This is a genomic window from Paenibacillus sp. JT22N15, from assembly GCF_059383755.1.
Window position 1 is genome coordinate 56,188 of sequence record NZ_JBXENV010000023.1, and the last position, 19,583, is coordinate 75,770.

The 19,583-nt window shown below is 49.3% G+C and carries 13 protein-coding genes; 12 read left to right on the plus strand and 1 reads right to left on the minus strand.

Going from position 1 to position 19,583, the window contains the following annotated elements:
* Positions 1–208 precede the first annotated feature (208 nt).
* The 8 genes from AC50X8_RS30495 to thiM all read left to right on the plus strand — a co-directional run bounded on the left by AC50X8_RS30495 (position 209) and on the right by thiM (position 9,932).
* Positions 209–1,096 carry a glycoside hydrolase family 43 protein gene (locus tag AC50X8_RS30495; RefSeq protein ID WP_494883324.1) on the plus strand — a complete coding sequence of 296 codons (888 nt, stop codon included), beginning with the start codon at positions 209–211 and terminating at the stop codon, positions 1,094–1,096.
* Between the two features lie 255 nt (positions 1,097–1,351).
* Positions 1,352–3,280, plus strand: coding sequence for a beta-glucoside-specific PTS transporter subunit IIABC (locus AC50X8_RS30500; protein ID WP_494883326.1), 1,929 nt, complete (start codon positions 1,352–1,354; stop codon positions 3,278–3,280).
* Between the two features lie 32 nt (positions 3,281–3,312).
* Positions 3,313–4,149, plus strand: a complete 837-nt coding sequence (licT, locus tag AC50X8_RS30505; RefSeq protein WP_494862161.1) for a BglG family transcription antiterminator LicT — start codon at positions 3,313–3,315, stop codon at positions 4,147–4,149.
* A gap of 38 nt (positions 4,150–4,187) precedes the next feature.
* The gene (locus AC50X8_RS30510; protein ID WP_494883328.1) at positions 4,188–5,645 is read left to right on the plus strand and encodes a glycoside hydrolase family 1 protein; all 1,458 of its coding nucleotides are present in this window, start codon (positions 4,188–4,190) and stop codon (positions 5,643–5,645) included.
* Between the two features lie 35 nt (positions 5,646–5,680).
* On the plus strand, positions 5,681–5,953 hold the full coding sequence (locus AC50X8_RS30515) for an HPr family phosphocarrier protein (RefSeq protein ID WP_056035297.1): 273 nt from the start codon (positions 5,681–5,683) through the stop codon (positions 5,951–5,953).
* Positions 5,946–7,658, plus strand: coding sequence for a phosphoenolpyruvate--protein phosphotransferase (ptsP, locus tag AC50X8_RS30520; RefSeq protein WP_494883330.1), 1,713 nt, complete (start codon positions 5,946–5,948; stop codon positions 7,656–7,658). The genes AC50X8_RS30515 and ptsP overlap by 8 nt, the downstream gene beginning before the upstream one ends.
* Positions 7,659–7,756: 98 nt before the next feature.
* Positions 7,757–8,929, plus strand: coding sequence for a benzoate/H(+) symporter BenE family transporter (locus AC50X8_RS30525; protein WP_494883336.1), 1,173 nt, complete (start codon positions 7,757–7,759; stop codon positions 8,927–8,929).
* 166 nt (positions 8,930–9,095) lie between these two features.
* Positions 9,096–9,932: a hydroxyethylthiazole kinase gene (thiM, locus tag AC50X8_RS30530; RefSeq protein ID WP_494862152.1), complete on the plus strand. Its 837-nt coding sequence runs from the start codon at positions 9,096–9,098 to the stop codon at positions 9,930–9,932.
* A gap of 134 nt (positions 9,933–10,066) precedes the next feature.
* Here the strand turns inward: thiM and AC50X8_RS30535 are convergent, their stop codons facing one another.
* Complete coding sequence (locus AC50X8_RS30535) at positions 10,067–10,204, minus strand: hypothetical protein (protein ID WP_200931617.1); 138 nt, start codon at positions 10,202–10,204, stop codon at positions 10,067–10,069.
* 169 nt (positions 10,205–10,373) lie between these two features.
* On the opposite strand from AC50X8_RS30535, the gene AC50X8_RS30540 reads away from it, so the two are divergent.
* From AC50X8_RS30540 to AC50X8_RS30555, 4 genes are all read left to right on the plus strand, one after another.
* Positions 10,374–12,950, plus strand: coding sequence for a glycosyl hydrolase (locus AC50X8_RS30540; protein WP_494883339.1), 2,577 nt, complete (start codon positions 10,374–10,376; stop codon positions 12,948–12,950).
* 264 nt (positions 12,951–13,214) lie between these two features.
* Entirely contained in the window at positions 13,215–16,013 is a 2,799-nt protein-coding gene (locus AC50X8_RS30545) for an endo-beta-N-acetylglucosaminidase (protein ID WP_494883341.1), read from the plus strand.
* Between the two features lie 119 nt (positions 16,014–16,132).
* On the plus strand, positions 16,133–17,971 hold the full coding sequence (locus AC50X8_RS30550) for a sensor histidine kinase (protein WP_056035282.1): 1,839 nt from the start codon (positions 16,133–16,135) through the stop codon (positions 17,969–17,971).
* Positions 17,946–19,508, plus strand: coding sequence for a response regulator (locus AC50X8_RS30555; protein WP_494883343.1), 1,563 nt, complete (start codon positions 17,946–17,948; stop codon positions 19,506–19,508). The genes AC50X8_RS30550 and AC50X8_RS30555 overlap by 26 nt, the downstream gene beginning before the upstream one ends.
* The last annotated feature ends 75 nt before the right edge of the window (positions 19,509–19,583 follow it).

Here is a 19,583-nt window from a genome sequence, read left to right on the forward strand (position 1 = left end):
TTTCCTGCATTTTCATTTCAGACGAATATACGCACAATTTGTTGCATGCTGGGTCACAATTAGCACAGAGTTGTCTCCTTCAAAAAAAGATTGCGATCAGGCCCTTCAAATTATATGATGAGGTAAGGTTAATTTATATGTTCTTTAATTAATGATTTCATTAATTCATTTGTGAATACGATTAAAATAGCGCAAAGGGGCGTTTCATTTGAGCAAAAAACAGCTGGGAGATATTCATTTTCGCGATCCGTATATACTAGTCGACCAAACACGCCAAAAATATTATTTGTACGGCTCCACCGGGCAAAATGTATGGAGCGGCAAAGCGCTAGGCTTTGACGTTTATGAGAGCGACGATCTCGCTGAGTGGGAGGGGCCCATTGCGTGCTTCCGGCCTGAGCCGGACTTCTGGTCGGACCATCACTATTGGGCACCGGAGGTGTACGAGTGGGAAGGCCGCTATTATATGTTCGCTAGCTTTAAAGCGGGCGGCATTCCGCGGGTAACGGGCGTTCTGGCGGCAGACCAGCCGCAAGGGCCGTTCGAGCCATGGAGCCGGACGCTGACCCCGCCGGATTGGGAATGCCTGGATGGTACGCTGTTCATCGACAATGATGGCGATCCGTGGATGGTGTTCTGCAAGGAGTGGGTGCAGGTACAGGACGGCGAAATGTATGCGGTGCGGATTACTCATGATTTCAAGCAAGCTATTGGCGAGCCGGTCTTATTGTTCAAAGCTTCGGATGCTGTGTGGTCGGTCGGCGGCGGTGACAATCAGCAAAACTACGTCACGGACGGCCCTTTCCTGCACCGGATGGCAAATGGCGAGCTGGTCATGATGTGGTCGACGTCTGGTCAGGAAGGCTATACGATGGGAATTGCCCGCTCGGCTTCCGGGCAAATTACAGGGCCATGGATTCAGGACGCCGAGCCATTGTTTGCGAAGGACGGGGGCCATGGCATGCTGTTTAGAACGTTTGAAGGCCAGCTATGCCTGACCATTCATGCGCCTAACAAGCACCCGCAGGAGCGTCCCGTCATTTTCCGCTTGGAAGAAGCGGATGGCCAATTTATTTTGCTAGATCAAATGGAATAAACGGCATGTCGGCAAAAAAGATTTGCAATTTCTAAACATCTGGCTATAATAGGGCTAAGCGCTTATTTACCAAACAGCTCGAGACTAAACAATCAAGCTTCACAACCAATAACTTCATATTTTATCCAATACAGGCATGTTACTGTTCGGCAGGCAAGACCTAGATTGGGTAGGTAATCTTTACTTTTACCTGCCCGTCTTAGGTCTTTTTTTGTTGCCTATATTTGCATGCTTACAATCTCTGGAGGGAACATTATGAACTACAAAGAGACGGCGAAGTCCATCCTGGACAAGGTTGGCGGCGAAAGCAACATTTCCAGCGTCATCCACTGCTCGACCCGGCTGAGAATGACCTTGAAAACCCCGGCGAAAGCGCAGACAGAGGCGATTAAACAGCTGGATGGCGTTTTGGATGTCGTCAATAGCAGCGGGCAATATCAAATTATTATTGGCAATGATGTAGGTTATGTGTACAGGGAGCTAGCCCAAATGACCACTATTGATGCAGAATCTGGCAGCGTTAAACGGGAAAAAGGGTTTAAAGCGGGGTTCAACCTGTTCGCCGGCACCATTTCGGGCATTATCCAGCCAGTCATTCCGGCGATTGCCGCTGCCGGGATGTTGAAAGCGCTTTTAGTGCTTGTTACTTCGTTAGGCTGGTTGGCTAAAGAGAATCAAGTGTATGTGATTCTATCGATTGTCGGCGATGCAGCGTTTTATTTCCTGCCGATTTTACTCGCATTCACGAGTGCGCAGAAGTTCAAAGTTAATCCGTATGTGGCGGTATCGATTGCGGGCGTGCTGCTTCATCCGAATTTGACGGCTTTGTTCAACAGCAAGGTGCCGATCGCTTTTCTCGGCATGCCAATACCTGTCGTCCAATATGCTTCGACGGTGATCCCGATTATTCTTATCGTGTGGTTCATGTCCTACATTGAGCGATTTGCCGATAAGGTATCGCCAGGGCCCGTTAAAATTTTTCTGAAGCCGTTAATTGTCCTGCTTATCGTTGTGCCTGTCGGCTTGATCGTCATTGGGCCGCTCGGAACTTATGTGGGCAATGGCTTATCTACGGGAGTCTATTGGATTCAGGATCGGGCTGGTTGGCTGACGGTTGCGCTCATGGCGATTATTTTGCCATTCATCGTCATGTTCGGCATGCACAAAGTATTTTATCCCGTCGTATTTACATCTCTTGCTTCGCCGGGTTATGACACATTGCTGCTGGTTGCAATGCTTTCCTACAATATTGCTCAAGGCTCTGGTGCTTTGGCGGTTGCTTTCAAGACGAAGGATGCCAAGCTCAAGTCGCTGGCAATTTCAGCAGGCATTTCAGGTTTGTTCGGCATTACAGAGCCAGCGTTGTACGGCGTTCATTTGCGCTTAAAGAAAACGATGATCGGCTGTATGATCGGTGCGGGAATAGCCGGAGCTTACTCCGGTATTGTCCAGCTAAAAGCTTATGCAGCGGTCGGTCCTGGACTTGCTTCGCTTCCCATGTACATTAGCTCGGATTCTTCGGCTAACATAATAAATGCAATTGTCACATTGATTATTTCGGCAGTGATTACGTTCCTTGCGGTTTATTTCATTGGTTTTCAGGATACGGCTCAATCAGCCGCAGCTGGAAATGGAACGATTGTCCCACCTGCTTCCTCCACTACGCTAACGCAGCATGCTAGAGCGTCTGAGCAAGCAAAGCAGGCTCCGCAAACGGTCAAATCCAATGCGAAAAGCTATATTTACAGCCCGCTGGAAGGAACAAGCGTCGCTCTTCGCAACATTAAAGACGAGGCGTTCTCCAAAGAGCTGATGGGCAAAGGCATGGCCGTTCGTCCTAGTGCCGGAAGGGTAGTCGCTCCTTTTGACGGCACGCTGGAGACACTGACTCGTTCGAAGCATGCTTTAGGGTTAAAGTCTGCTTCCGGCGTGGAATTGCTTATTCATATCGGCCTCGACACGGTGAAGCTGAAAGGCCAGCATTTTACGGCTCATGCAGCAGCGGGTGACGTCATTAAACAAGGGCAGCTTCTCGTTGAATTTGACCTTGAGGCCATCAAGCAAGCTGGCTATGATACGACGACTCCGGTCATTGTAACGAATACCGCGGATTATTTGGAAATTGTGACCCAGGATGAAAATAGTCCGGCAGGTCCCGATACGCGGCTGGTGACCGTTATATAAATTAAATATTATCAACGACGGGGTGCTCGCAGATGAAAGTAATCAAAATCCTCAACAGCAGCGTTGTTCTCGCCAAACGCGACGATCAGAAGGAAGTGATTGTGCTTGGGAAGGGAATCGGCTACAACAGCAAGGCTGGCGATAAAATCAGGGAGAGCGACATTGAAAAAATCTATGTGCCGCAAAGCGACGATATTTTCGCTAACCTGTCCAAGCTGATGAAGGAAATTCCCGAGGACTATCTTTTTCTGGCAGATGAAATTATAACGTTTGCGAAGGGGCGTTTGAACAAGCCGCTCAGCGAGCATCTCTACGTTGCTTTAACCGATCATCTGCATATGGCGGTCAAACGGTTCAAGGTTAATATGACGATTCAAAACCGGCTGCTGTGGGAAGTGAAAAAGTTTTACCCGTTTGAATTCAGCATTGGCGAATATGCGCTAGGGTTGATAGAGCAGCGGCTGGGTGTTGCTCTGCCTGAGGAGGAAGCGGCGAATATTGCTTTCCACTTGGTCAATGCCCAGCAAACGGAAGATAATATGAGCCAGGTTATTTTAATGACGGATACGTATAAAGATATTCTTCAAATGATTAAGCAATATTTCGATATTGAGCTGGAACCGCAGTCGATCAATTATTCGCGATTTATGACGCATTTGCAATTTTTCATTCAGCGGCTGACGGAGAACAAAATGCTCGATTCTGACGATCACGCATTGGCTGACCAAATCGTAGGCATGTACCCCGAAGTGAATAAATGCGTGCTGAAAATCAAGCAGTATATAGAAAAGAAGTTTGGCTATTCGATTTCGGACGAAGAGAAAATGTATCTCATTTTGCATATTAAACGGGTCGTTTCAAGAGGCTAGCCGTTATAAACAGGCAATAGAAGATAGGAGTGGAACAGATGAGCAGCAATTTTCGCAAATTTCCTGAAGGTTTTTTATGGGGCGGCGCCATCGCCGCCAATCAGGTCGAGGGCGGCTGGAACGAAGGCGGCAAAGGGCTTTCGACCGCCGATGTAGCGATGTATCGGAAGCATTTAAGCAAAGCGGATTATAAGAAGCATAACTCGATCAGCGAGAAGCAGATTAAAGAGGCGATGGAGACGGCAGAGGCTCAAGATTATCCAAAGCGCAGAGGCATTGATTTTTATCATCGTTATCCCGAAGATATCGCTTTGTTTGCCGAAATGGGCTTCAAGGTGCTGCGGGTATCCATTGCTTGGTCGCGGATTTTTCCAAATGGCAATGAAACGGAGCCGAATGAGGCGGGGCTGCAATTTTATGACGATTTATTCGACGAACTGATCAAGCATGGCATTGAACCGCTCGTGACCTTGTCCCACTATGAAATGCCGCTTTATCTCGTCAACGAATATGGCGGCTGGACGAGCCGGGAAGTGGTCGGCTTTTTTGTCCGGTTCTGCCAAGTGGTGTTCGAGCGTTATAAACATAAGGTCAAGCAATGGATTACGTTTAATGAAATTGACAGCATTATCCGCCATCCGTTTACGAGCGGAGGAATGGTTCCGGACCGTTTCGAAAATTTGGAGCAATCCGTTTATCAGGCTTTGCATCATCAATTTATTGCTAGCGCCCTTGCCGTCAAGTATTGCCATGAGATTGTGGCAGACTCGCAAATTGGCTGTATGCTGACCTGCCTGATCAAATATCCGAATACGCCCAACCCGAAAGATGTGCTCGTCGCGTATCAGGACAACCAGTTTAATTTATTTTTCACCGACGTTCAGGTGCGCGGCGCTTATCCGAAATATATTGAGCGCTTGTTCCGGGAGAAGGGCATACAGCTTGAAAAGCATGCGGGCGACGATGAGCTGCTAAAAGCACATACCGTAGATTTTATTTCCTTCAGCTACTACATGTCTCTCGTGACGAGTGTGGATAGCGAACGTATGGAGCAGGTTAGCGGCAATACAATCGGCGGGGTTAAAAATCCGTATTTGGAAACGAGTGAATGGGGCTGGCAAATTGATGCTGTCGGTTTAAGGATTTTTCTCAATGACTTGTACAATCGCTATCAGGTGCCCTTATTCATCGTGGAAAATGGGATGGGCGCTCACGATAAAGTGGAAGAGGACGGCAGCATCCAGGACGATTACCGCATCTCTTATTTCCAGCAGCATCTAGAGCAAATGCATGAGGCAATACTCGACGGTGTTGAACTCATCGGATATACGAGCTGGGGCTGTATTGATCTAATCAGCTATTCGTCCTCCGAAATGGAAAAACGCTACGGCTTTATTCACGTTGACCAGGATAATGACGGAAATGGAACACTTGCTAGAACACCGAAGAAAAGCTTTTATTGGTACAAGGACGTTATCTCGAATAACGGGCTTTAATATAAATATAAACAATGGATGAGGAGCGAGAAATCATGCAAAAAACATTTAAAATTACAGACGAAGACGGAATCCACGCAAGACCGGCGACGGCGCTTGTCAATACGGCGAGCAAGTTTGAAACGGAAGTCTACGCAGAAGCAAATGGTAAAAAGGTAACGCTGAAATCCATTCTCGGCCTATTGTCCTTCGATCTTGAAGCGGGTGAGCTGATTACCTTTAGCGCAGACGGAGCAGATGCGGCAGAAGCGATTTCAGCTTTAGAGGATGTAATGACGCAAGCGGGGCTTGGTGTTGTTCATGCTTAAAATAACGGGCATCGCGGCAGCGGATGGCATTGCTATCGCCAAAGCGATGATATTAAAATCGGCATCGCTCGTTGTAGAAAAGCGGAAGGTGGATGATCTGGCTTTGGAAATGACCCGCCTTCATGAAGCGCTGGGCAAATCCAAGATTGAGCTCCAGCAAATTAAGCAGCGGGCGCTTGAAGAGCTGGGCGAGGAGAAGGCGGAAATATTTGAAGCGCATCTGCTTGTGCTCAGCGATCCCGAGCTGGTAGGCCCGATTGAGGAGAAAATCCAAAGCGAGCGTGTCAACGCGGAATTTGCGCTGCAAGAGGTATCGGCGATTCTCGTACAGATGTTCGAAAATATGAAAAGCGCCTACCTTCGCGAGCGTGCCGCTGATATGCGCGATGTATCGAAACGCGTACTTTCCCATTTGCTTGGCGTGGAGCTTCAGGATTTGACCGCCATTCATGAGGAGGTTATTTTGGTAGCCGAGGACTTGACGCCGTCGGATACGGCGCAGCTCAATCCAAGCTTCGTTAAAGGCTTCGCGACGAATATTGGAGGACGGACCTCCCACTCCGCCATTATGGCGCGAACGCTGCAAATTCCGGCTGTTGTCGGCACGAAGGAAATTATGGAGCAGGTGCAAAGCGGAGATTTGCTCATTATTGATGGCTTGGCAGGGGAAGTTATTTTGCATCCTGATGCGGCCACCATTGAAGGCTACAAAATCAAGCAAGCCGAGTATGAAGCGAGGCGGGCGGAATGGGCGAAGCTGCGGAATGAACCAACCGTAACCAAGGACGGTATTCATGTCGAGCTGGCGGCAAACATCGGAACACCGGCGGATGTGGCAGCTGTTCTAGGCAACGGCGGCGAAGCAGTGGGGCTGTTCCGCACCGAGTTTTTGTATATGGGCAGAGAAAGCATGCCTTCGGAGAAGGAGCAATTTAACGCTTATAAAGCTGTGCTGCAAAAAATGGAAGGGAAGCCGGTCGTCGTGCGTACGCTCGACATTGGCGGTGACAAGGAGCTTCCTTATTTGAATATGCCAAAGGAAATGAATCCGTTTCTGGGCTTCCGTGCGGTAAGGCTTTGCCTCGAGCAGCAGGATATGTTCCGCACGCAGCTGCGAGCTTTATTGCGCGCCAGCGTCTTCGGCAATCTGCGCATTATGTTTCCCATGATTGCGACGCTGGAGGAGTTCCGGTCAGCGAAAGCGATTCTCGAAGAAGAGCGGGCAAAGCTTCTTTCCGAAGAAAAAGCGGTGTCGGATGACATCCAGGTCGGCATTATGGTGGAAATTCCGTCAACAGCAGTACTTGCAGACCAGTTTGCGAAGGAAGTTGATTTTTTCAGCATCGGCACGAATGATTTGATTCAATATACGATGGCGGCGGACCGAATGAATGAGCGGGTTTCCTATTTGTATCAACCGTATAATCCTGCCGTGCTGCGTCTGATCAAAAATGTCATTGATGCTGCCCATGCAGCGGGCAAATGGACGGGCATGTGCGGTGAAATGGCTGGCGATCAAACCGCTATTCCGCTGCTGCTCGGGCTCGGACTGGATGAATTCAGCATGAGCGCAAGCTCGATTCTTCCCGCTCGCAGCCTCATGGCGAAGCTGAATCAGGAAGAGATGAAGCAGCTTGCTGCGAAGGCGCTGATGTGCGGGACAGGACATGAGGTTGTACAATTAGTAGAAGAAATACTAGAATAAGAGGATGTGTGTAAAGCTGGCTGTCATTTCAGCCAGCTTTATGCTGTTATTTTTCCTTGCAGCAGGAGTGTTAGGGAAGGGAGCATGAAGGAAAACGTATGCTGAACACAAAAAATATTTCGAGCGGACTCGCGACAGCGATTATGGCCTGTACAGGCGGCGCGGTGCTCATTATACAAGCTGCCGATGCGCTTGGACTTAGCCGGGCGGAAGCTTTATCGTGGCTGTTTGCGGTTTATGTGATTGGCGGGGCACTGAATTTGTGGCTTATCCTCCGCTATAAAATGCCGTTTGCGGGCTGCCATTCGCTGACCGCGGTCGCTTTTCTAAGCGCGTCGGCGCTGCATTATCCGATAAAGGAGCTGGCGGGCAGCTTTATTATGGCAGGCGCGCTTATTGTCGTGCTTGGCGCCACCGGCTTATTCGGCAAGCTTCTAGGACTCATTCCAAAGCCGATGCTGGACGCGATGCTGGCGGGAATTGTCCTGCATTATGTCGTGGCGATTATTCCGGCTATTAAAGAGCTTCCAATGATCGGCTTAGTATCTTTTCTGGGCTTTCTTATCGTGCCTAGGCTGCATAAATCAATTCCGCCCTTGCTGGGAATGCTGGCATTTGGCGTCATCGGCCTGCTCATTTGGTATGACTTTCCTGCGGCTCAGGCAGCTGAATTCAGTATGCCGCACTGGATTAGTCCGTCCTTTACGACGGGCAGCTTTATCTCTATATCCGTCCCGGTTGCGATATTGATTTTGAGCAACGATATTGCGGTATCGCTGGCTGCCCTTAAGAAAAATGGCTACAATCCGCCAGTGAACAAGACGGTCGTCTTTTCGGGTCTCGGTACGCTGCTCGTAGGCTTTTTCGGCGGGCATGCCGTCAACGTCGGGGGCATGATGACCGCTTTATGCAGCAGCGAAGAAGCAGGCGAGAGGAAAAGCCGCATCTGGGCGGGGATCGTATGCAGCGTGCTGGTCATTATTTTCGGCCTGTTTGCCGGAGCGATGCTTGTGCTGATTAATTGGCTGCCATCGACGTTTATTGTACTTCTGTCAGGCTTTTCGCTGGCTGGGGTGCTGATTGGCAATCTGCAAGCTGTTTTTTCCGAAACGACGTACCGGTTTTCGACCTTGTTTGCCTTCATTATCGCGATTGCTAATGTATCTTTTTTTGGCATTTCATCCCCAGTCTGGTCTTTGCTGATTGGCTGTCTTATCGCCAAAGTATTGAAGGAAGGCAAGCCGAAACCATTAAATGGAGCAAGCGTTTAGAAGGAGCAGTAATAACGAGCAGCAATAAAGAGCACCGCCACAAACGGATGGGCAGAGAGAGCAGCAGATGCTCCGTGCCAATCCTCATAGGTGTTCGCCCCAGCTTTGTGGTATATATAAGATTAAAAGGCCGCTCTAGTCATGCGGCAGAGAGGGATGTTTCTACATGGAAATCATACAAACGATTGCTGAATCATTGGAGGCGGTGCGCCGCAATAAGCCGCTCGTTCATCATATTACGAACTACGTGACGGTCAATGACTGCGCGAATATTGCGCTCGCTGTTGGCGCTTCGCCGATTATGGCGGATGAGCTGGAGGAAATGAACGATATCGTCGCCATTGCTTCGGCACTTGTCATTAATATCGGCACGCTGAACCGCCGTACGATCGAGTCGATGGTCGCCGCCGGGAAGCGGGCGAATGAGCGGGGCATTGCTGTTGTACTAGATCCGGTGGGAGCGGGAGCCTCGGCCTTGCGCAATGCCGCGGTGGAGCAGCTGCTGCGCGAGGTGAAAATTAGCGTGCTGCGCGGCAATTTATCGGAAATCCGCTTTGCAGCAGGACTGGAATCGCTGACGAAGGGCGTCGACGCTTCAGAGGCCGACCTGGCCAGAAGCGAAGTGACCGCGCAGGAGGTTGCGGAGCGTGCAGCGAGCAAGCTTGGCTGCATCGTGGCACTTACCGGAGCGACCGATGTCATTAGCGATGGCGAGCGAACGCTGCTTATTCGCAACGGCGTACCGCAGCTGTCCGGTGTAACGGGCACCGGCTGTATGTGCTCCACGCTGATCGGCGCATTTTGCGGCGCCAAGCAGGAGGGGGATTTGCTGCTCGCGGCCGCGGCGGGCGTAGCTGCAATGGGCATTGCCGGCGAGCTTGCCGCAGAAGCAACGGAAGGCAAAGGCAGCGGCTCGTTCCACATTGCGATTATCGATGCGGTTAGCCGGATGGACGGCGAGCTGCTTGCTGGCCGAGCAATAATAGAAGCTGCTGAACTATAGCAGTTGAACTATAGCAGTTTTACGTTAACCGGATTCGAGCAAGTTTAAGAGGAGATGGATGCAGTCTAGACGTCGAAGGACGACGGACCGTCCATCTTTTTTTGTTAAATGTCCGTAAATGGACAGCTGCTGCTTTAACCGCTTCTATGCTCATCCCTATGCGCCGGAAGCTGCCAGCTTGGCTTTTCTCTCCGAAGCATAATGCCTTGGAACTGATACGCTTCAAGCTGCAAGTCCGTATCATAGACCACTATCCGCACTTCACGGGTCACTGTCTGCACCTTCTTCTTTATAATTATGGAAAAATGAAGGCCAAAAATTTTCAATATAGATAGGATTTACATAATATGGGGATTATGATATGGTTGCTATGAAAGCGCATTCAATATCTTGTATATTGAACTTGCAATTACCATTTTTGACATGGGAGGAAGGGAAAGGATGAAAAATTTAATCAAGAAGGCAAGCGTAATGATGCTGGCATTTACTCTGCTGCTTGGATTAATGACAGCACCGCCCGTTCATGCAGACAACGCACTTTTCACAATTGAAAGCGAAAATGCTCAGCTCACCTCCGATCTTCAAGTGACGACCCAAATTTACGGACAACAGAAGCCCGGATACTCCGGAAGTGGATTTGTCTGGATGCAGAATTCCGGTACCATTACCTTTACAGTGACTGTCCCTGAAACCGGAATGTATACGATCTCCACCCGCTATATGCAGGAGCTTAGTCCTGACGGCAGGCAGCAATCTTTAACCGTTAATGGCGTTACGAAGGGTTCGTATATGCTGCCCTATACGACCAATTGGGCGGATTTCGATTTTGGCTATCACAAGCTGAATCAAGGAAGCAACACCATTCAGTTGAAGGCAGGTTGGGGATTCGCTTATTTTGATACCTTCACTGTGGATTATGCTGCTCTTGATCCTTTGAATGTGCAGCCTGTCCTCGCCGACTCTGAGGCCACAGCGGAAACACAACTTCTGATGAATTATTTAACAGAGGTTTACGGCAATCATATGCTCTCCGGCCAGCAGGAGATATACGGAGGCGGAAATGACGGCAATTCCGAGCTGGAGTTTGATTGGATTCACAATTTAACCGGAAAGTATCCGGCCATTCGCGGGTTCGATTTTCTGAACTATAATCCGCTTTACGGCTGGGAGGATGGTACAACCGCCCGGATGATCGATTGGGTGAACAACCGGGGCGGGATCGCAACAAGCAGCTGGCATATTACTGTACCCCGAAATTTCACGGCCTATCAGCTTGGAGAGTTTGTGGAATGGAAAGAAGCCACCTACAAACCGACGGAAACCAATTTCAATACAGCGAGTGCGGTGATTCTCGGCACGAAAGAATATCAATACGTGATGATGGCCATTGAGGATTTGGCAGAGCAACTGGAGATTCTGCAAAATAACAATGTGCCGGTGATCTTCCGACCCTTCCATGAGGCGGAGGGCAACGGCGGATTGAATGGGGAAGGTGCATGGTTCTGGTGGGCTTCGGCAGGCGCGGAGGTGTATAAGCAGCTATGGGATCTGATCTATACCGAGCTTACAGAGACATACGACTTGCACAACTTGATCTGGACCTACAACAGTTATGTGTATAGCACTTCTCCCGCATGGTATCCCGGCGGCGATCAGGTGGATATTATCGGATACGATAAATACAATACCATTTACAACCGCTATGACGGCTTGTCCGGTGTCCCCAATGAGGATGCTATTACCTCTATTTTTTATCAGCTTGTTGATTTGACGGGCGGCACGAAAATGGTGGCCATGACGGAGAACGACACCGTCCCAAGCGTAATGAATCTGACAGATGAGAAAGCAGGATGGCTCTACTTCTTGCCTTGGTATGGGGAACATCTCATGAGCTCTGCCTTCAATTACCCAGCGACCTTAACAACACTGTACCAAAGCGACTATGTCATTACGCTCGATGAGCTGCCCGATTTAAAGGTTGAAAATCCAATTCCAAACGCGTCCATCACACCAGCAACCGTCGAATTTGACAAGTATGCCCCCAATCAAATCGACCCAGCGATAACCGTGAATTCAAATGGAAATACGTTAATCGCTCTCCGCGCAGGAGCCAATGCCTTGTTAGCGAATCAGGATTATACCTTGAGTGGAAATACGCTGCTGCTGAAAAAAGCATTTCTGGCGACGCTGCCGATTGGCGAGCATTCGATTGTCTTTGATTTCAATCAAGGTCAAGATCCCGTATTAAAAGTCAAAATTGTTGACACAACACCGAGCGCATCCATTGCACCCGTGAGTGCAGCATTTGATAAAGCGGCAACTCTAGCGCAGGATATTATCGTCGCCCTTACCTTAAACGGGCACCAGCTTGTAAGTATCTCAAATGGAAATTATACCCTTCTATCGGGCCAGGATTATACGGCATCAAGCGCTGGTGTCGTTCTGAGCAAATCTTATCTTTCCACACTGCCGCTGGGCCAGAATGCCATAACCTTTCATTTCAGCGGAGGAAATCAAGCTATATTAACGCTAAATGTTGTGGACAGCGGTGTTTCCGTACCCGCGGGAGAGCTGACGGTCCAAGCCTTTAACGGCAATACGAGTGCCTCCACCAACGGAATTTCACCCAAATTCAAAGTAGTTAACACCGGTGATGCAGCCATTCAGCTCAGTGATGTGTTGCTCCGGTATTATTATACGATTGACGGGGAGAGAAATCAGAGTTTCTGGATCGACTGGGCCAGTATCGGAAATGCGAATGTAACCGGCAAATTCGTCAAACTGGCGACTCCGGTTGAGGGTGCCGATTATGCTTTGGAAATTGGCTTTACGACCTCAGCTGGAACACTGAATCCCGGCCAGAGCGCAGAAATTCAAGCACGCTTCTCCAAAACCGACTGGTCCAATTACAACCAAGCGGGCGATTACTCGTTCAAGGCATCCAGCAATCAGTTCGTAAACAATGAACAGGTTGTCGGCTATATGAATGGTCAGCTCGTATGGGGAATTGAGCCGTAAGTAGGTAACAAAAGGGTTGGATCGGGGATATCCCTGCTCGAACCCTTTTTGTTGTGTTAGGGGTCTCTGCGAGCTTCATCGTGATGTAACGTTGCCTTTCAGCAGTCTTGTCGTCGAAAGACGACGGATGGTCCATCTTTTTTTGTTAAAAAGCAGCTGTTTCTTTATTTTGAACAGCCAATGTTTAATTTATCTGCTTATGGAAAGGGCTTTCATCGGTTATGGTTACATTGTAAATCGAATCATGCGAGGAGAGATGGAACGATGGCATTAACAAAAGGAACAAAAGCAGCTGTCCGTAAATGGACAGCCGTTGCTTTAACCGCTTCTATGCTCATCATCATGATGCCGCTTGCTGCGTATGCCGGCGACACATGGCCATTCAAGGGGGAAAGCGCACACGGCAGCAATCAGCCAAGCGTCCACGGCTATACGAGTGGCCAAATTGCGAATTGGAGCCCGGCAACAGACCCGGGTGCCGAGAAGCTGCGTTCAAAGGTGCCGCTGCAAAACCGGATTTTGCCGTTTGCCAGCACACAGGCAAAGCCGACGCTGAGCACCAATGTGAAGATGATGAATGTCGCAGGGGATTATGGCAATGCTTTTATCGAAAATGCGCCATATACGAACAAGTTTGCCCAGTATCATTTCAACTTCTGGCAATACATTGACTATTATTCTTATTGGCATGGAACTGCAAGCGCTTACACTCCGCCTGAATATTACGATGATTTGGCCCAATCGAATTGGCAGCAAAAATGGTTTGAATTCGGCATGCTGAACATCCCTAACCCAACGTATACGGATGCCGCGCATAAAAACGGCGTCCTCTCCCTCGCTGGCGTTTTTTTCTCCAACAATGACCGCGGCCAGCAAACCTACAAACAAATGATTGTAAAAGACAGCAGCGGAAATTTCTCAGTCGCCCAAAAAATGATTGAAATGGCCGATTATTTTGGCTATGACGGCTATTTTATGAACCAGGAGGAATTGTCGCCCAACGTTGCGACAGCTGACATTCCTGCGTATATTGAATTTCTGAAAGTGCTGCAAAGCGGCGGCCTTTACGTGCAATGGTATGACTCGTTGAGTACGTCTACAGGGGCAAATACGTTTGCCCGCACGTTCAACAATAACAATATTTCGATGCTGCATGACAAGGTGAATCACCAAGCGGTCACCAATTCCTTTTTCTTTGACTATGGTGTAGGCAATACGCAAATTAACAGCGCGAATACTTATCTAGCCAGCTACAATGCCGCAAATGGTACAGCCTATACGATTTTTGATATCGGCTTTGCGGGACTAGAGGCAGGCAGAGACCGTTTTTCTTCTGCACAGGGAACGGCACTTTCGAGCAAGCTGAGCAGCGGGCTGCCCCGTCTAAGTCTGGCTACGCTCGGTGCGGACTTTGTCCATGCGGGCTTGGATGAGGATATGGGGCAAAGCTGGCCGGTGAGCCACCGATCGGAAAACAACTACCAATGGATGACGAATGTGCGTGATCAGCTGTGGTGGTCGGGCCCGAATTTGAATCCGAAAAATACGACGGTTTCCGCTGCGAACACGGCAGCCGACGTCTATGCGGACAACCGCTATTGGCCGGGAATCGCCTCGGTCATTGCGGAGCGCTCCGTTATTGGCAGTACGAACTTTTACACGAATTTCAATACGGGCCATGGCCTTTCCTATTACAAGGACGGTGCGGTCTCGGGTAACAGCGAGTGGTCCAATATGAGCCTGCAGGATGTGCCCGTCACTTGGCAGTGGTGGCAGGATACGACAGGCAATCGTCTGACGGTGGACTATGACTACGGCACAAAATATGATTTTTCGGCTACGCAGCGTTATCAATATGAAAAGCTGGGCGGCTACAATGGCGGCAGCTCGCTTGTGCTGAACGGCAACCTAAACGCCGAAAATTTCCTGCGTCTGTTCAAAACCGATTTGAGCGTAAATGCAAACTCCAAGCTGTCGATCACATATAACAAGCCATCGGCTAATGATGCATCGGCTGCTTATATCGGCCTTATTTTTAAAGATAATCCGAGTCAGGTCGTGAAGGTTGCCATTCCAAATGCCGGCAGCAAGACGAATGGCTGGATTACGCAGCAGCTTGAGCTTGGCGCCTATGCGGGCAAATCGCTTGCCGCTTTCGGGCTTGTCGTTGCTCCAGGGTCAAGCGCGATTGCGGGTTATCAGCTCAATGTGGGGCAAATTCGCATTTTCGACGGTTCGGCGATTAAGCCTGCAGCTCCTTCTGGCCTTGCCATTACGGAAGCCTTTGTGGACACAGGGGAAATGAACATTAAGTGGAATATGGATACCGACTACAGCAAGGTTAAGCAATACGATATCTATATCAATGACGTCTATGTAGGCGGCAAATATGATGAAGTGTTTTATATAAAAGCTCTTCCGTCGACAGCAGGCACGCTGAAGGTCGTTCCGATTGGGGCGGACGGATTGGAGGGCTTTGCCGCAACGCTTCCTTTTAATTTGAATGCGGCAGCTTCCGGCATTAGCGTGAATTCTCAGGAAAATGGCCAGTTGTCGGTGAGCTGGGTAAATCCGCCGAATGCAGCGGGAAATACAATGGTAAGCTTGCGTTCGCTGAACTGGATTACGACGGCGCAGCCTATTGTTGCCCAGCAGACGGCGGCGGCAGGAGCCACTAGCGTGACCTTCAGCAATATGCCCATTAACGGCGATGATTTTCTCGTAACGGTTACGACGGGAGGCGGAAGCTCCGTCAGCAAAAGCGGCCATTTTATTGATAAAATAGCCGAGCCTTACAGCGAGCAATGGTCCTGGAACGGCAATACGCTGAATTTGCCGATGCCAAATACGAGGGACTGGCGCTATATGTACGTGTATGAAAATGGCGTGGCGAAGTCGTTCCCGGTCACGTACATTTCCGGCAGCGCGGGCAGCTTTGCGAAAATCATTCGCGGCAGAACGACGAAGGCAAGCCTGAGCTTCACGTCGACAGCTGCCACTGTCTATATTGTGATGGAGGATTATGCGGGAAATCAATCGCAGCCGCTCTATGTTCGCAGCTAAAAATAAATTCATTTGTTAATCAGATCATCTTATACTAGTAGAAGCGGGAGGACAGGGCGATACCCTGTCTTCCTTTTCCTGTTAACGTCGATGAAGGAGCAAGCGGCAAGGGGGAAGGGATGAAGAAGCTGTATATTGATGCGATCAAAAATAATTTATTTGTCAAAATCATGCTTGTTTTTGCTGTTATTATTGTTTGCGCCACGGCGACTCTCGCTTATTTTACAGTCGATTATATGTCCCAGTCGGTGGCTGACAATGAGCTGGAGAAGCAGAAAATGTCCATGGAGCGCGTCAATCAGCAGCTTGCTGGCAAGGCTCACGTCGTTCAGCAGCAGGTGCAGGACATTTATCGCGACCCGTCCTTTTCCTATTCCTTATCCTATTTGCTGAAGCACTCTTTTTCCGAATATATGAATTTCAAAATGGACAGCTATTACAATAATTTGGGCAGCGGTGTCGATGATTTGGATTTTTTTAAAAAAATGATTGAAAACGATGTTGATATTGCGAATATGCTGCTGTTCAGCTCCGAGAAGCAGTTTCTTTATATGTTCGGACAAAGCAATTTGACGAAGCTGTATCAGACGCAAGCGTCTAAATCCTATGTCCCGGATGCGATGGCGCTGGAAAGCAGCGTCGTATCTACGCCCAACCCGTGGGTTCGCAGGACGATTGGCCAATGGGACGACAAGCTTTTTTCCGTCAGAGTACATATTAATGAAGTAGGCACGCTGAGCAATGTCGGGCAGCTGCTCGTCTTTTTTCAAGCGGATGCATTAAAAACGGCGCTGGCGAGCGAGGGGCGGGACCGACGGGGCAATATTTTGATTTTGTCTGGAGATGGACAGGTCATTTTTGACTCTTCGGACCGATATTACGGCAAGCTCTATCCCTATGTGGACAAAATCAAATCGGTGGACAGCATCGCTTTATTGGAGGAGGAGTCCTACATTTCCATGCTTCCGTCCAGCAGCCTCGGCTACACCGTATTTGGCATCATGCCGAAGCGGGAAGTGGAAGCGATTTATGCGCCTATGAAAAATGCGGTTATTGCAGCGAGCTTTGCGTTTATTTTGATCACGATTTCCATTCCGTCCTTTGTCGTCTTTAATTTTTCACGCCGGACGAACCGGATTATCCGCTCCATGAGGCGGGTAGAGACGGGCGATTTGACGATTCGGATTGTCGACGAGAAGGAGGATGAAATCGGGCAGCTCTCGCAAGGCTTCAACAAAATGCTCGATGAGCTTTCGCGCCATATCGACCGGGTGTATGTGGCCGAACTGAAGCAAAAGCATACGGAGTTTGCAGCGCTGCAGGCGAGAATTAATCCTCATTTTCTCTACAATACACTTGAGGTCATTCGGATGAGAGCCCTTTCCCATGGCGCTGCCGATGTCAGCGAGATGATTTATAGTTTGGCCGTATTGTTCAAGAGCTTTGTACAGCAGCAGACCGTCGTGACGATGGAGGAGGAGCTGGAAAATTGCCGTCTTTATTTGGAGCTGTTTCGCATTCGTTACAAGGATCGTTTTGCCTATTTTATTGCCTGTGATCCCGAGCTGAAGGACCGCATGATGATTAAAATGTCGCTGCAGCCGATTGTGGAAAATTATATTGTCCATGGCCTGCGCTCGGAGGAGGAGGACAACTTGATTAAAGTAACCGCCACTCTGGAAAACGACATGGTGACGATTGTAGCGGAGGACAATGGAACAGGCATTAGCAAGGAACGGCTGGAGCAGATTAAACGGTCGCTTGGCAAGTATACGGTTCAGGAGCAGGAGGATTCGCTTGGACTGCGAAGTGTGAAAGAAAGGCTTGAATTGATTTATGGCAAAGACGGTAGATTCGACATCGAGAGCGTCCAAGGAAAAGGGACGAAGATTATTTTCAGCTTCCCGGCTTTAAGGAAAGGAGAGATGGAAAATGTACCGCGTATTTCTAGTCGATGACGAGCCGTTTATACTAGAGGGCTTATACGATGCCATAGATTGGGCAGACCATGGCCTGGAGCTGACGGGCAAAGCAGAAAATGGCCGCAAGGCGCTCGAGCTGCTGCAGCAGGTTCCCGCTGATTTGCTCATTACCGATATTTCCATGCCCATTATGAATGGGCTGGAGCTGATTCGGGCTGCGCGAGCGATCAGGCCGGAGCTGAAGGTTATTATTTTGAGCGGCTACAATGATTTTGAATATTTAAAGGAAGGCATGCAGCTAGGCATTGAAAACTATTTGCTGAAGCCGCTTAATTTCGCCGAGCTGGCCGCAACGCTTGCCCATACGGTCAAGAAGCTGGATGAAACAAGGCGAAGCAGCGCTCTTGAAGCTGAGAAAATTGATATTTTAAAAGATACGATTCTTTATCGCTGGCTGACCGCTGCGATCGATTCCATTCAATTGCAGGAGCGGGCGGCGCTGCTGGATATCCATTTCAGCGGCCGTTATATGACGACGATGCTGCTCAGAGGGGGCGGCGAGCGGGAGGACGGACTCATGCAGGAGCTGCGGCAAACGGCAAATGCCAGCCATGACAGGCTGTTTCTGCGAAATGTAGAGGGTGATGCCGTGCTTGTGTTTATGGCGGAGGAGGAAGCGGATTGCGCTGCCATGGCCCTGCAATTTGCTTTGCAGTTGAGGCAGAGAGAGGAGGCGTGCCCTTATCGGATTTCCATCGGCGCTCCTCAGGCAAGAGGAGTGCAGGAGGCACTCAGCTATGAGCAGGCGCTGCGGGCACAGGACTATTTTTTGCTGCTGCATAAGGAAGAGATTGCTTTGTATGAGGATTATGCGGCAAAAAAGGACGAGCTGCTGCCTGATACGGAATTAAACTGGGCCAGCTACAGGAAGAAAGTTTCCGCTGCGGATACGGAGGCGCTTGTCACCGAGCTGACAGGCGACTTCCAGGCGATTCAAGCATCCGACGCGGCAACGCCAAGCAGGCTTCGCATGCTGGTGATGCAAACGCTGCTCTGGCTGCATCAGGAGATGGGAGGCGCCAATACGGTTAATGCTATTATTGCGGACCATATGAACGCTTCCTTTAACAAGGCGGCGAAGGCTTCGGAATGGGAGGAGCTGCTTGCCATTATGACAGGAACGATCCGCGACATGTCCACGATGCTTGTTAAAGAGGAGACGAACCCTACGGTCAAGCAGGTGCTGAATTACGTGGAGCAATATTTTGCCACCGATTTGTCCCTCAAGCAGCTGGCGCACAAATACCATATTCACCCGGTTTATTTAGGCAAGCTGTTTCTGAAGGAAACCGGGGAGAGCTTTACGGAATACGTCAACAAATACCGGATCGAGCAGTCCAAGCTTCTGCTCCGCACAACGGCGCAGAAGGTACACGAAATTTCCCGAAACGTCGGCTATTGGGACAGCGGTTATTTTCATAAACAGTTTAAAAAATATGTTGGCGTAACGCCAGCCGATTATAAAAGCATGTTATTTGCAGCAAACGGCGAATCGGGTGACTCTCCTACATAAAGAGCAGCGTTGTATATGTTTATTTTGAACAGCGTTTGTTTAGTTTCTTCTCTATTTGAAAGTGCTTACATCCGT

Coding starts and splice junctions, on each gene's coding strand:
- AC50X8_RS30540 (WP_494883339.1), top strand. CDS start 10,374: ATGAAAAATTTAATCAAGAAGGCAAGCGTAATGATGCTGGCATTTACT.
- AC50X8_RS30500 (WP_494883326.1), top strand. CDS start 1,352: ATGAACTACAAAGAGACGGCGAAGTCCATCCTGGACAAGGTTGGCGGC.
- AC50X8_RS30550 (WP_056035282.1), top strand. CDS start 16,133: ATGAAGAAGCTGTATATTGATGCGATCAAAAATAATTTATTTGTCAAA.
- AC50X8_RS30525 (WP_494883336.1), top strand. CDS start 7,757: ATGCTGAACACAAAAAATATTTCGAGCGGACTCGCGACAGCGATTATG.
- AC50X8_RS30515 (WP_056035297.1), top strand. CDS start 5,681: ATGCAAAAAACATTTAAAATTACAGACGAAGACGGAATCCACGCAAGA.
- ptsP (WP_494883330.1), top strand. CDS start 5,946: ATGCTTAAAATAACGGGCATCGCGGCAGCGGATGGCATTGCTATCGCC.
- licT (WP_494862161.1), top strand. CDS start 3,313: ATGAAAGTAATCAAAATCCTCAACAGCAGCGTTGTTCTCGCCAAACGC.
- AC50X8_RS30510 (WP_494883328.1), top strand. CDS start 4,188: ATGAGCAGCAATTTTCGCAAATTTCCTGAAGGTTTTTTATGGGGCGGC.
- AC50X8_RS30555 (WP_494883343.1), top strand. CDS start 17,946: ATGTACCGCGTATTTCTAGTCGATGACGAGCCGTTTATACTAGAGGGC.
- thiM (WP_494862152.1), top strand. CDS start 9,096: ATGGAAATCATACAAACGATTGCTGAATCATTGGAGGCGGTGCGCCGC.
- AC50X8_RS30545 (WP_494883341.1), top strand. CDS start 13,215: ATGGCATTAACAAAAGGAACAAAAGCAGCTGTCCGTAAATGGACAGCC.